General features: G+C 74.3%; 8 protein-coding genes and 1 tRNA gene. 4 read left to right on the top strand and 5 right to left on the bottom strand.

All coding sequences use genetic code 11. The annotated features are described in order from the left end of the window. Positions 1 to 31: 31 nt before the first annotated feature. Positions 32 to 2,830 (bottom strand): pyruvate dehydrogenase (acetyl-transferring), homodimeric type, encoded by a 2,799-nt coding sequence (aceE, locus tag ACI78R_RS06575; RefSeq protein ID WP_073419340.1) that lies wholly within the window; start codon positions 2,828 to 2,830, stop codon positions 32 to 34. Between the two features lie 312 nt (positions 2,831 to 3,142). On the opposite strand from aceE, the gene ACI78R_RS06570 reads away from it, so the two are divergent. From ACI78R_RS06570 to ACI78R_RS06560, 3 genes are all read left to right on the top strand, one after another. Further along, on the top strand, positions 3,143 to 3,568 hold the full coding sequence (locus ACI78R_RS06570; protein WP_073419341.1) for a DUF3052 domain-containing protein: 426 nt from the start codon (positions 3,143 to 3,145) through the stop codon (positions 3,566 to 3,568). A gap of 77 nt (positions 3,569 to 3,645) precedes the next feature. Next, entirely contained in the window at positions 3,646 to 4,107 is a 462-nt protein-coding gene (locus tag ACI78R_RS06565; RefSeq protein WP_073419342.1) for a peroxiredoxin, read from the top strand. Positions 4,108 to 4,145: 38 nt separating this feature from the next. Next, positions 4,146 to 4,217 (top strand) — tRNA-Val (locus tag ACI78R_RS06560). A gap of 278 nt (positions 4,218 to 4,495) precedes the next feature. Here ACI78R_RS06560 and ACI78R_RS06555 read toward each other — a convergent pair. After that, a complete protein-coding gene (locus ACI78R_RS06555) occupies positions 4,496 to 5,296 on the bottom strand; it encodes an esterase/lipase family protein (RefSeq protein ID WP_336033573.1) in 801 nt (266 codons plus the stop codon). Positions 5,297 to 5,512: 216 nt separating this feature from the next. Here ACI78R_RS06555 and ACI78R_RS06550 point away from each other — a divergent pair, with 216 nt between their 5' ends. Beyond that, complete coding sequence (locus tag ACI78R_RS06550) at positions 5,513 to 6,424, top strand: alpha/beta fold hydrolase (RefSeq protein ID WP_457040066.1); 912 nt, start codon at positions 5,513 to 5,515, stop codon at positions 6,422 to 6,424. Here the strand turns inward: ACI78R_RS06550 and ACI78R_RS06545 are convergent. The 3 genes from ACI78R_RS06545 to ACI78R_RS06535 all read right to left on the bottom strand — a co-directional run bounded on the left by ACI78R_RS06545 (position 6,399) and on the right by ACI78R_RS06535 (position 13,196). Beyond that, on the bottom strand, positions 6,399 to 7,925 hold the full coding sequence (locus tag ACI78R_RS06545) for a long-chain-fatty-acid--CoA ligase (protein ID WP_457040065.1): 1,527 nt from the start codon (positions 7,923 to 7,925) through the stop codon (positions 6,399 to 6,401). The genes ACI78R_RS06550 and ACI78R_RS06545 overlap by 26 nt on opposite strands. A 73-nt stretch (positions 7,926 to 7,998) precedes the next feature. Continuing rightward, positions 7,999 to 10,950: an HAD-IB family hydrolase gene (locus tag ACI78R_RS06540; RefSeq protein ID WP_457040064.1), complete on the bottom strand. Its 2,952-nt coding sequence runs from the start codon at positions 10,948 to 10,950 to the stop codon at positions 7,999 to 8,001. Continuing rightward, entirely contained in the window at positions 10,947 to 13,196 is a 2,250-nt protein-coding gene (locus ACI78R_RS06535; protein WP_457040063.1) for a glycerol-3-phosphate 1-O-acyltransferase, read from the bottom strand. Before ACI78R_RS06535 ends, ACI78R_RS06540 begins: the two co-directional genes overlap by 4 nt. Positions 13,197 to 13,271: the final 75 nt, after the last annotated feature.

Below are 13,271 nucleotides of genomic sequence, written 5' to 3'. Positions count from 1 at the left end.
TGGCCGCCGCCGGCGGCGGGCCGGTGCCCGCTCAGGTGGCCGGGCTCGGGTCGGTCCGCTCCTCGGCCGGGGCGGCCTGCACGTCGCGGATCCGGTACTTCTCGACCGCCTCGCGGACCGTCGAGCGCTCGACCAGCCCGCGGTCGGCCAGCGCGCCCAGCGTCCGGACGACGATCGACTCGGCGTCGACGTGGAAGTGCCGCCGCAGCGCCGGGCGGGTGTCGGACAGGCCGAACCCGTCGGTGCCCAGCGTCGCCATGCCGCCCGGGACGAACGGGGCGATCAGGTCGGGCACCGCGCGCATCCAGTCCGACACCGCCACGACCGGGCCCTCGGCGTCCTGCAGCCGCTGGGTCACGTAGGGCACCTGCGGGTCGTCCTCGGGGTGCAGGAAGTTGTGCTCGGTGACCGCGTCGGCCTGCCGGCGCAGTTCGTTCCACGACGTCACCGACCACACGTCGGCCGACACGCCCCAGTCCTCGCGCAGCAGCTCCTGCGCCCGCAGCGCCCACGGCACCGCGACGCCCGACGCCAGCACCTGCGCCCGGTGCCCCTCGCCGGAGCCGGGGGCGTAGAGGTACATGCCGGCGAGCAGGCCCTGCACGTCCAGGCCCTCGGGCTCGGCCGGCTGCTGGAACGGCTCGTTGTAGACCGTCAGGTAGTACATGACGTCGGGGCTGCGGTGCCCGCCCAGCGGCGCGCCCGGGTCCTCGCCGTACATGCGGGCCAGCGCGTCCTTGACGATGTGGCCGACCTCGTAGGAGAAGGCCGGGTCGTAGGACACGACGGCGGGGTTGGTCTGCGCCAGCAGCAGTGAGTGGCCGTCCTCGTGCTGCAGGCCCTCGCCGTTGAGCGTCGTCCGCCCGGCGGTGGCACCGAGGACGAACCCGCGGGTCATCTGGTCGGCGGCCGCCCAGAACGAGTCGCCGGTCCGCTGGAACCCGAACATCGAGTAGAAGATGTAGATCGGGATCATCGGCTCGCCGTGCGTGGCGTACGACGTGCCGACCGCGGTGAACGACGCCGTCGACCCGGCCTCGTTGATGCCCTCGTGCAGGATCACGCCCTGCTCGGACTCCTTGTAGGCCAGCATCAGCTCGCGGTCGACCGAGGTGTAGCGCTGGCCGGCCGGGTTGTAGATCTTCTGCGACGGGAAGAGGCTGTCCATCCCGAAGGTGCGGGCCTCGTCCGGGATGATCGGCACGAAGCGCGGGCCGAGCTCCTTGTCCTTGAGCAGCTCCTTGAGCAGGCGGACGAACGCCATCGTCGTCGCCACCTCCTGCTTGCCGGAGCCGCGGCGCAGGACGTCGAGGGCCTTGTCGTCGGGCGCCTTGAGCGTCTTGAACTCCGAGCGCCGCCGGGGCACCGCCCCGCCCAGGGCCCGCCGCCGCTCGAGCATGTACTGCATCTCGTCGGAGTCCGGCGCCGGCTTGTAGTAGGGCGGCAGCGTCTTGTCGAGCTGCTCGTCGGGGATGGGCAGGTAGAGCCGGTCGCGGAAGGCGGCGAGGTCCTCGGCGGTCAGCTTCTTCATCTGGTGGGTGGAGTTGCGGCCCTCGAAGTGGCTGCCGAGCGTCCAGCCCTTGATCGTCTTGGCGAGGATGACCGTGGGCTGGCCCTTGTGCTCCACGGCCGCCTTGAACGCCGCGTAGACCTTGCGGTAGTCGTGGCCGCCGCGGGAGAGGTCCCAGACCTCCTTGTCGCTCATGCCCTCGACGAGCTTGCGCGTGCGCGGGTCACGGCCGAAGAAGTGCTCGCGGACGAACGCGCCGTCCTCGGCCTTGTAGGTCTGGTAGTCGCCGTCGGGCGTCTGGTTCATGAGGTTGACCAGCGCGCCGTCGCGGTCGGCGGCCAGCAGGGCGTCCCACTCGCGGCCCCACACCACCTTGATCACGTTCCAGCCGGCGCCGCGGAAGAACGACTCCAGCTCCTGGATGACCTTGCCGTTGCCGCGCACCGGGCCGTCGAGCCGCTGCAGGTTGCAGTTGACGACGAAGGTGAGGTTGTCCAGCTCCTCGCGGGCGGCCAGGCCGATGAGACCGAGCGACTCGGGCTCGTCCATCTCGCCGTCGCCGAGGAACGCCCACACGTGCTGGTCGGAGGTGTCCTTGACGCCGCGGGAGTGCAGGTAGCGGTTGAACCGCGCCTGGTAGATCGCGTTCATCGGGCCGAGGCCCATGGACACGGTCGGGAACTCCCAGAAGTCCGGCATCAGCCGCGGGTGCGGGTAGCTCGACAGCCCGCCGCCCGGGTGACTGACCTCCTGGCGGAAGCCGTCGAGCTGGTCCTCGGACAGCCGGCCCTCGAGGTAGGCGCGGGCGTAGATGCCGGGGGAGGCGTGGCCCTGGAACCAGATCTGGTCGCCGCCGCCGGGGTGGTCCTTGCCGCGGAAGAAGTGGTTGAAGCCGACCTCGTAGAGGCTGGCGGAGGAGGCGTAGGAGGAGATGTGCCCGCCGACGCCGATGCCGGGTCGCTGCGCGCGGTGCACCATGATCGCGGCGTTCCACCGGATGTAGGCGCGGATGCGCCGCTCGACGTGCTCGTCGCCGGGGAAGTAGGGCTCCCGCTCGGGCGGGATCGTGTTGATGTAGTCGGTGCTGCGGAGGGCCGGGACGCCGACCTGCTGCTCACGGCTGCGCTGCAGCATCTTGAGCATGAGGTAGCGGGCGCGCCCGCGGCCTGCGTGCTCGACGACGCTGTCGAGCGACTCCACCCACTCCTGGGTCTCGTCGGGATCGGTGTCGACCAGCTGGCTGGGCAGTCCGTCGGTGATGACCGCGCGTGGCTGGCCGGCGTCGCGGGTGGGGTCCCCACCCTGCTGCGGTGCGCTCATGGGTCCATCGTCTCCCGCCGGGCACCCCGGCGTCACGTACAGGTCCCGACGCGTCCACGTCGGCGCCCGCGGACGGCTCTCCGCGACGGCTTGCGCCTGACCAGGCATGCCCTACGCTCCTGCCCACGCGCACCGACACCGTCGGGATCGCGCGTCCGGGTCCGAGAGGGGTGACATGACCAGGCTGCGGGTGACATCCCCGCCGGTCGTGTCCGCCGTGGGCCCGCACACCCCCCACGCACGCGCGCTGCGCGGTCGCGTGCCCGCCGGTCGGCGACCGGACACCATCGGACCTTCGGAGGAACAGCAGGGATGAGCGTCGACTCGGGCAGCGCCAGCATGGCGGCCCGGCTGGGCATCAAGCCGGGCATGGTCGTGCAGGAGCTCGGCTGGGACGAGGACGCCGACGACGACCTGCGGGACTCGATCGTCGAGGCCTCGGGCAGCGACATGGTCGACGAGGACACCGACGAGGTCGCCGACGTCGTCCTCCTCTGGTGGCGCGAGGACGACGGCGACCTGTTCGACGCCCTCACCGACGCCCTGACCTCGCTGGCCGACGAGGGTGTCGTCTGGCTGCTGGTGCCCAAGTCCGGGCGACCCGGCCACGTCGAGCCCGGCGACGTCACCGAGGTGGCGCCCACCGCGGGCCTGTCGCAGACCAGCAGCATCTCCGCGGCCAAGGACTGGTCGGGCATCCGGCTGGTCACCCCGAAGGCCGCCCGCTCCCGCCGCTAGGACGAAGGACCCCCTCGCTCGCACGCTCGCGGCGGGCCCCTGCGAGGCGGCCGGTTCCAGCACGTCACCATGGGGGCATGACCCTCTCCGTCGGCGACGCCGCGCCCGAGTTCAGCCTGCCCGACCAGGACCGCCAGGTCGTCTCCCTCGCGGACCTGCGCGGCCGGCCGGTCCTCGTCGTCTTCTACCCGTTCGCCTTCTCCGGCATCTGCACCGGCGAGCTCTGCCAGCTGCGCGACGAGCTGACCACCTACACCGACGCCGGCGTGCAGGTCGTGGCCGTCAGCACCGACCCGGTGTTCAGCCTCAAGGCGTTCAAGGCCCAGGAGGGCTTCGACTTCCCGCTGCTGTCGGACTTCTGGCCGCACGGGGCCACCGCGCAGGCCTACGGCGTGTTCAACGACAAGGCCGGCATGGCGCTGCGCGGGACGTTCCTCGTCGACGCCGAGGGGAAGATCGCCTTCGCCGAGGTCAACTCGCCCGGCGACGCCCGCGAGCAGTCCGGCTGGAAGGACGCCGTCGCGGCGCTGGCCGCCTGAGCGGGATCCCCGCTCAGGGCCTCTACCCTGGGCGGGCGGGGCGCGTAGCTCAGCGGGAGAGCTCTCGCCTTACAAGCGAGCGGTCGCAGGTTCGATCCCTGCCGCGCCCACCCACCCGTCCTCCCGCCGTCGAGCGGTCGCCTGCCGGGGTCCCCGCCGGGCGGAGCCCCCGATCCGTGACCACTCGGCGCACGGGATCGCGCCCGTTGTCGACCTGCGGTCGTCTCGGGCCTGCCGAGACAGCCGTAGGTCGCCACGCGGCGGTGGCGAGGGGCCGCGGTGTCGACACGGCCCATCGCCGGTGTTCCTCGTGCACTGCCGGTGCCACAGCCCGGGCGGTGCACGAGGAAGACCCGCGATGCGGTGTCCGGTTGGGCCGCTCCCGGCGTCAGGCCGCGGCGGCGGCCGCCCACGAGGGCTCGGGGACGTCGGCGCGCGGGAAGCACGGGCGCAGCGCCAGCGGGGTGCGGAACGGGCGCCACGTCCCCTCGCGCTGGGCCAGCCGGTCGGCCACCGCGTAGATGACCGCCGGGTGGTGGGCCATGCCGAGGTGGCTGGCGTACACGGCGACGTTCTCCGCGGTGGGGGAGAGCCGGTCGAGGCACGCCTGCCACGGCACGATGCCGTCCTGGTGCGAGTAGATCGACGTCGAGGGCACCGGCAGCGGCGTCGACTCGGTCTCCAGCGGCAGCACGCGCCGCTCCACGTGCAGGTGCGAGTAGCGCTCGAACACCTTGTGCGCGCGGGTCTGGTCGTCGCGCTGCAGGGCGAAGGGGCTGCCCAGGGTGATCACCTGGCGCACCGAGTCGGGCGTCTTGCGGGCCAGGTCGCGGGCGAAGATGCCGCCCAGGCTCTGCCCGACGAGGCTGATCGGCCGGCCGTAGCGGTCGCTCAGGTCGGAGATGCGCTGCGCCATGCCCTCGACGCACTCGGCGGTCGGGCCGATGTTGCGGCCGAGGCGCCAGCCGTGCACCCGGTAGCCCAGGCGGCGCAGCGTGCGGCGCAGCGTCACGGTGGACATGTCGTCGGCCATCAGGCCGGGCAGCACGAGCACGGGGTGCCCGTCGCCGGCGGGCAGCCGCGACAGCAGCGGCCGTGCGGCCAGGTAGAGGCCGTAGTCGCCGAACGCGCGGCCCACCTCCGTGAGGTACAGCGGCAGTGCCGGCTGCTCGTACCCGGATCCCGACACGTCGTCCTCCTCGCCCGTGGCAGCGGTGCCACGTGTCCGCTCCGGTACCACTCTCGGCAGCCGGTCACACCTGACTGCCCGATCGCGGGCGATCCGGTGGACCGCAGTGTGTCCCACGCCACACGGACCACAGAGGTCCCGCTGCACGGTCCACCCGGTCGTGGAACCGTCGGGGGAGCGGGCGCGGGCGCGCCGGCGGAGCGGGAGGGACGGCGCGTGGAGCAACCAGCAGGGACCGGCCGGACGATCGACCTCGGCGGGCCGGTGCACGTCGTCGACCACGGCGGACTCGAGGGCGGCCCCGCCGTCGTGCTCGTGCACGGCCTCGGCGGCTCGCACGGCAACTGGGACCTGTTCGCGCCGCTGCTGACGCCGTCGGCCCGCGTGTGGGCCCTGGACCTGCCGGGCTTCGGCCGCAGCGAGCCCGGTGAGCGGCGGACGACGGTGCAGGCCAACGTGGGCGTCCTGCAGCGCTTCCTACGCGAGGTGGTGGGGGAGCCCGCGGTGCTGGTCGGCAACTCGATGGGCGGGATGATCTCGCTGTTCACCGCCGCGGCCTCGACCGACGCCGTCCGCGCGCTGGTGCTGCTCGACCCGGCGCTGCCCGGCGGCCGCCGGAGGCTGGACCCGCTCGTGGCGGCCACCTTCGCGCTGTACGCCGTCCCCGGGGTGGGGGAGCGGTTCCTGCGCCTGCGGCGGGTCCGGTCGACGCCGCTGACCCGCGTGCGCGCGATGCTCGACCTGGTCGGCGTCGACCCCGACGAGCTGCCCGCGCCGGTGGTCGACCGGGCGGTCACCCTGCTCGAGCAGCGCGAGGACGCCGCCGGCATGGACCGGGCGTTCCTCGCCGCGGCGCGCTCGCTGCTGTGGATCCTGCTCGACCCGCGCCGCTACCGGGGCGCGATGGCCCGGGTGACCGCGCCGGTGCTGCTCGTGCACGGCGACCGCGACCGGCTGGTGTCGGTGGACGCCGCGCGGCAGGCGGCGCGGGAGAACCCCGGCTGGCGCTACGAGGAGCTGGCCGGGGTCGGGCACGTGCCGCAGCTGCAGGTGCCCGACCGCCTGGCCGGCCTCGTCCTCTCCTGGCTCGGCGACGTCGCCGTCAGCGGCTCCGCAGCTCGGTCTTGAGCACCTTCCCGCTCGGGCCCTTGGGCAGCTCGTCGACCACGGTGACGTCACGCGGGTACTTGTAGGCCGCCAGCCGCTCCTTGCAGAACGCGATGACGTCGGCGGGCTCGGCCGTCGCGCCGGGCCGCAGGCTGACGAACGCGACGACCTCCTCGCCGAGCCGCTCGTCGGGCCGGCCGATGACGGCGGCCTCGCGGATCGCGGGGTGCTCGTGCAGGACCTCCTCGATCTCGCGCGGGTAGACGTTGAAGCCGCCGCGGATGACCAGGTCCTTCTTGCGGTCGACGATGTAGAAGAAGCCGTCGTCGTCCTGGTAGCCCAGGTCGCCGGTGTGGAACCAGCCGCCCCGCATGGCCTCCGCGGTGGCGTCGGGCCGGCCGAGGTACCCCTTCATGACGTTGTGGCCGCGCAGCACGATCTCCCCGACGTGCTCGGGGCCCCGCGGCAGCTCGACGTCCTGGCCGTCGACGACGCGCACCTCGCAGCCCCACAGCCGCTTGCCGATCGACAGGACGCGGCGCTCCTCGGCGCTGCGGTTGAAGGTTGCGATGGCGGCGGTCTCCGACAGGCCGTAGCCCTCGAGGATCGTCGCGGGGTAGGCGGCCTCGAAGCCCTTGATCACCTCGCCGGGGATCGAGGCGCCGCCGGAGACGGAGATCCGCAGCGCGGAGACGTCGCGGCCGGTGAGGTCGGCGTGCATCAGCGCCACGAACATCGTGGGCACGCCGCAGAACACCGTCACCCGGTGCTGCTCCATCGCGTCGAGGACCGCGCCGACGTCGAAGCGCGGCACCAGCACCAGCGTGGCCGCCGAGCGGACGGCGCAGTTCATCACGCTGGACAGGCCGAAGACGTGGAACAGCGGCAGCACGGCCATGCTGACGTCGTCCTCGCGGTAGGCGAAGGTCTCCGCCGCCACCGACGCGGCCATGTAGGCCTGGAAGTGGGTGAGCTCGGCCCCCTTGGGCCGCCCGGTCGTGCCGCTGGTGTAGATGATCACCGCGGTGTCCTCGGGGGACATCTGCTCGACCTCGGCCGGGTCGGCGCCCGCGCCGGCGGCGACGAGCTCGTCGAACGGCGTCGTGTCGGCGGGTGCGGCGGCCTGCCCGGCGGACACCACCCAGACCGGGACGCCGCCGGCCTCGGCCGCGCCCTTGACCGCCTCGTCGGCGAAGGCGTCGAAGGTGACGAGCGCCTTGGCCCCGCTGTCGGACAGGTGGTAGGCGACCTCGGGCGCCTTGAGCAGCGGGTTGAGCGGGACGAGGGTCATCCCGGCCTTGAGCGCGCCGAAGTAGGCGAGGACGAACTGCGGCACGTTGGGCAGCTGCAGCGCGACCGAGTCGCCGCGCCGCAGCCCGGCCGCGCGCAGCCCCGCGGCCACCTGCCCGGAGAGGACGTCGACCTGCCGGTAGGTGAGCGTCGTCGGGCCGATGAGCAGCATCGGCTTGTCCGGCGAGGCGAGGGCCGACTCACGGAGGATGGTGGCGAGGTTGAAGCTCATGGCCGCTCCTGCCCTGTGACGTGGGTGACACCCGGTCCAGTACCGCCCCGGCGGCGTTCCACACCTCGCGGCGTCAGCCCCGGCCCAGGGCCACCACCTCGTCGAGGCCCGCCTGCAGGTCGGCGACCAGGCCCGCCGGGTCGGTCACGGCGGCCGCGTCGAGGTTTATGCCGATGCAGCACTGGGTCTCGTGCGACAGCAGCGTGATCATCGCCGCGCAGCCGGGCAGCGGGCCGAACGGGAACATCCGGGTGATCCGCGAGCCGGCGATGTACACGGGGTGCGCGACGCCGGGGACGTTGGAGATCTGGACGTCGTTGGCGCTGGTCAGCCGCCCCGACACCGCGCCGATCACCGGCGCGGGCAGCCAGCTGAGCGTGGGCGCGAGCAGGTCGTTGAGCACGCCGGAGCCGCTGTCGCCGCGCACCGAGAGGACGAACTCCCGGATCGCCCGGACGCGGGCGGCGGGGTCGGCCTCCTCCAGCGGGGCGGGGAAGCGGGCGCCGGTGAACCGGTTGCCGCCCTCGGGCGCGTCCTGGGAGCGCAGGCTGATCGGGATGCCGACGGTCAGCGTGCCCAGCGGCGCGCCGTGGCGCTGGTGGTAGCGGCGGAACCCGCCGACCATCGCGGCGAGGAAGCCGTCGTTGAGCGACCCGCCGGCCGCCTTCGCGCCGGCCTTGAGGTCGGCCAGCGGCACCTCGAGCACCTCCAGGTGCCAGCCGCCGCCGCGCGGGGCGAGCAGGTCCGAGCCCGGTCCCGGCGGCTGCAGCGTGCGCGACGCCGAGCGGGCCGAGCCCAGCGCGGAGGTGACGACCTCCCACGGCCGGGCACCGGTGGTCAGGGCCTCGACGCCGCGGCGCAGCACCGCGAGCGGCGCCGAGCGGGCGGTGCCGACCAGCTGCTCGGTGAGCAGGCCGGTGCGGGACACGTCGTCGCCGGGCAGCGGCACCGGCGGCTCGGGCCGCACGGGGTCGTGCTCGGCGGTGCGGCTGTGCAGCTTCCCCATGAGCTGCACGGCGCCGAGGCCGTCGGTGGTGCTGTGGTGGGTCTTGACGACGTAGCCGGCCCGCCCGTCGGCCAGCCCCTCGACGTACAGCACCTGCCACAGCGGCCGGTCGCGGTCCAGCGGGGCGGACACGAACTCCCCGACGACGTCGAGCAGCTGCCGCATCGAGCCCGGCCCCTCCAGCCGCACCCGGTGCACGTGCGCGTCGAGGTCGAGCTCGTCGACGGTCACCCAGCGCGGCGTGCCGATGCCCAGCGCCGGCTCGACGACGCGCTGGCGCATCCGCGGCACCATCCGCGAGGCCCACTCGTGCGCGGCGCGCAGCCGCTCCCAGTCCGGCGCCGGGTCCAGCAGCTCGAGGAGGGCGACGTTGGCGCGCAGCCGCGGGTCGGCCACCTCCGCGCGCCACATCGCCGTCTCCAGCGGGTTCATCTCCGGCGCGCTGCCCCAGTCCAGCGGGGTGGCGGGCACCGCGGCCGGCTGGCCGGCGGTGGGCTCCTCGCTGACCACCGGGCGCTCGGCGCGGCCGCCCCAGTCGGCGAGCGTGCGCACGTACAGGTCGTGCACCTCGGCCACCCGGTCGCCGATCTCCTCGGCCGTCCAGCCCTCGGTGGGGATCGGCGGCAGGACCCGCACCTGGACGACGCCGGGGGAGACCGTGGTGGCCCCGCGCCACATCAGCTCGCCGGTGTTGCGCAGCACGATCGGCACGATCGGGACGCCGGCCTGCATGGCGACGTGGAAGGCGCCCTTCTTGAACGGGCCGAGCGTCGGGGTGACCGACCGGGTCCCCTCGGGCGCGATGACCAGCGAGATGCCGTCGCGCAGGCGCTGCACCGCGGGCTCGAGCGCCTTGCGGGCCTGCCCGGAGTCGGCGCGGTCGACGAAGGCGACGTCGGCGAGGCGGAAGGCCAGGCCGAAGCCGGGGGTGTTGGCCAGCTCCTTCTTCGCGACGGCGGTGAACCCGCCGCGCAGCATCTTGGCGAGCACCAGGACGTCGAGCTGGCTCTGGTGGTTGAACAGGAACACCGCCGGCCGGGTGGCCAGGTGCTCGGCGCCCTGCACGTCGACCCGGACGCCGGCGATCGCGCTGCCGAGCTCGCCGGCCAGGGTGATGCCGAGGTCGACCGCCTCCCGCCGGGAGCCGCCCAGCGCGCCCACGGCGACGCCGGTGGCGAACCCGCCCAGCATGCCGCCGATCCCGGCCACGGTGCGGGCGAGGTCGACCGGCGAGGTGCTCCCGCGGCGGCGGAAGCGGGCCACCGGCCACGAGTAGTGCCGCGCGGCGGCGACGAGCCCGCGCCCGGGGTTGAGCGCGCGGGCGCGCCCGACGGTGCGCAGGAAGGGCACGTCCTCGTCGCCGTTGGAGTAGGCGTAGCTCTGCAGCAGGTCGATGCCGTGCTCCTCGGCGAAGGCGCGCACGGCCGCGGCCTTGCCCTTGCGCCACAGCAGCGGCCCGCCGGGCCGGCCGGTGCACACGCCGTCGACGATCTCGACGGGGGAGACGAGCACGTGCTCGACGCCGAGCGCGCGGGCGGCCGGCTCCACCTGGAAGCGGGTGGCCGAGGAGGCCAGGACGACGGTGTGCCCGGCGTTGAGGTGCGCGGTGACCAGCCGCCACGCCTCCGGGTACAGCGAGCCGGCGATGCCCTGCACGAACAGCCGCTCGCCGAGCTCCAGCAGCTCGTCCTCGCTGCGCCCGGCCCAGGCCCGCATACCGGCCACGGTGAACCGCTCGAAGTCCTCCTCGGTGGTGACCCCGCGCAGGCCGTTGAGCAGCAGCTCGCCCAGCGAGTTCGGCGTCACCTCCAGCGAGCGCAGGTGGTGGCGGGCGAAGGCCGCGAGCGAGTAGCCGTCGATGACCGTGCCGTCGAAGTCGAAGAACGCGCCGATCCGCGGGCCCGGAGGGGCGGCCTCCACGTCTGCGACCAGCTGTTCCTCGGTCCACACGTTCGTCCGGGCCATGGCCGCGGCCTGCGCGCCCAGCCCGCCGGCCGGCGTCGTCCCGCCGTCGGTCACGGCTCCACCCCCACGTTCTCCCGCCGCGCCGCGGCGTCCAACTCGTCGATCACTCCTACTCGGCTCACGACGTCCCGGACTTGAGCGGCCCACTCCTGGCGGCGGCGGGCCAGCTCCTCGCGGCCGGGGTCGACGAGGTCGAGGTTGGCGGCCAGCTGGAGCGCGCTGGCGAACAGCTCGCGGGAGAGCGACTCCGGCCCGTGGAGCCGGCCCTGCAGCAGCATCTGCTGACCCACGCCGCTGCACTCGGCGAGGAAGTCGGCCTGCACCACGGGGGTGCGCGGGTCGCGGGCGGCCAGCCGCTCGGCGACGACGAGCTGCGCGTCGACGAACGAGCGCAGCACCCGGTGGGCGAGCAGCAGCGGGGCGCCGCAGAGCACCTCGCGGCCGTCGGCGGTCTCCCAGTGCGGGTCGAGCCGCTCGAGCTCGGCGGTCAGCCGCTCCCGGTATGCCTCCCGCTCGGGGAAGAAGAACTCGAACTCCAGCAGCTTGCGCAGCCGGCCCGCCTCCTCCCAGCGGTCGACCGGGTCGCGCAGCATGACCAGCTCGGCGATCGCCCGGTCGACGACGTGGTGGATGGCGCTGTTGCGGTAGAAGGCGGCCACCAGGTGCTGGCCGCGCTCGATGGCGTAGACCGGCTCCTCGCCGCCCTCGTAGACGGTGACGACGCCCTGCTGCGCCAGCGCGCCGAGCACGTGGCGCACGCCGCGCGGGGTGTGCAGCGCGACGCCGGAGTGCGGCCGGCCGGTCGCGGTGAGGTAGGCCAGCAGCGGCTCGAGCACCCGCTGCACCTGCGCGAGGGTGAGCGCCCGGTCGCGGACGCCGAGCAGCGCCAGGGTGACCAGCGCGGTCGCCGTCGCCGGGGTGACGGAGTTGATGCCGACGGCGACCTGGAAGGCCACCTTCTGCAGGGTGAGCCGGCGGGCGTCGGGGTCGGCCGGGTCGGCGCCGCCGCGCAGCGCCGCGGCCAGGGAGATCGGCTCGGCGAACCCGACGTGCACCGTGCCCAGCGGGGTGCGCACCTGCTCGCGGATGTAGGACGCCATCCACGACAGGCCCTCGCCGCGCTTGGCCGCGCCGCCCTGCTCGGCGGCCATGCCGGTGACCTCGCGCAGCTGGTCGTAGGTGATCGAGACGGGGACGACGTAGGCGTCCTCCACCCGGCCCCGCTCGACGGCGTCGGCGACGAAGCGCAGCAGCCCGTGGCGGGGCGGGCGCAGCTTGCCGGTGCGCGACCGGCCGCCCTCCATGTACCACTCGAGGTTGAACCGCTTGGCCAGCAGGAAGGCGAAGTACTCGCGGACGGCGAGCTTGTAGACCTGGTCGTCGCCGAAGCTGCGGCGGATGAAGACCAGACCGGCGCGCTTGGCGATCGGGCCGACCGGCCAGAAGCGCAGGTTGTCCCCGCCGAGGACGTGGTTGCGCGGGAAGTCGTGGGCGGCGAGGACGTCGGCGAGCACGAGCGGGTCGACGTAGGAGCGGTGGCTGGGGAGGAACACCAGCGGGTGCCGGCGGTTGAGCTCGCGCAGGTCGTCGAGGCGGGCGGTGTCGGCCTGCACGTCCCACGCGCGGGCGTGCACCGGCCGCAGCAGCCCGGTGAACAGCTCGACGGCGACGGGGTCCATCGCCGCGACCAGCCCGCGCAGGTCCTCGACCGCCTCGGCGGTGACCTCCTCCTCGGGGCGCTCCAGCCGGTCGGCCAGCGCGGCCACCTCGGCGCGGAACTCCGGGCTGTACTGGATCGCCTCGGCGACGTGCCGCGGCACCTTGGCGCGGTCGCCGACCACCAGCCGCTCGGCGCGGTCGAGCGCGAGCGCGGCCTGGTGGGCGATGAAGGCGGCGACGTCGCCGGTGCCGTCCCAGCGCTCGCGCAGCTCGGTCACGGTGGCGGGCTCGGCGACGACGACCCGCGCCCGGTCGGGGTCGCGGCGCAGCGCGGCGGCCTGCAGCGCCGCGGGCGGGCGGCGCAGCAGCGAGGGCCGGGCGTCGTGCAGCCGGCGGCGGGTGCCCGCGCGGCGGCCGGGCGCGGCGGGGCGCCGGCCGGACCAGGCGACGCGCACCGCCGTCACCACGGTGTCGGGGGAGGCGTCGGCGAGCGGGCCGGCCAGCGCCTCGCCGCGCAGCGGCAGCACGGTGGCGCGCCCGGGGTCGGCGGGCAGGGCGTCGGCCACCAGCCGGCGCTCCACCTCGCTGCCCACGTCGGTCAGCACGATCAGCGGGACGTCGGTGTCCAGCGGCGGGGTCATGCGCACCTCTCTCCGGGGCTCACCCGGGGTCCTCCGTTGCTGCTCGGGTCGAACGGCCGAGGGCAGCCGCGGTTC

Source organism: Geodermatophilus sp. SYSU D01106, assembly GCF_054049995.1.
Note: the sequence above shows the minus strand (reverse complement) of the source record. Positions and strands in the feature narration are given on the sequence as shown.

Coding starts and splice junctions, on each gene's coding strand:
- ACI78R_RS06535 (WP_457040063.1), bottom strand. CDS start 13,196: ATGACCCCGCCGCTGGACACCGACGTCCCGCTGATCGTGCTGACCGAC.
- ACI78R_RS06545 (WP_457040065.1), bottom strand. CDS start 7,925: ATGAGCTTCAACCTCGCCACCATCCTCCGTGAGTCGGCCCTCGCCTCG.
- ACI78R_RS06570 (WP_073419341.1), top strand. CDS start 3,143: ATGAGCGTCGACTCGGGCAGCGCCAGCATGGCGGCCCGGCTGGGCATC.
- aceE (WP_073419340.1), bottom strand. CDS start 2,830: ATGAGCGCACCGCAGCAGGGTGGGGACCCCACCCGCGACGCCGGCCAG.
- ACI78R_RS06565 (WP_073419342.1), top strand. CDS start 3,646: ATGACCCTCTCCGTCGGCGACGCCGCGCCCGAGTTCAGCCTGCCCGAC.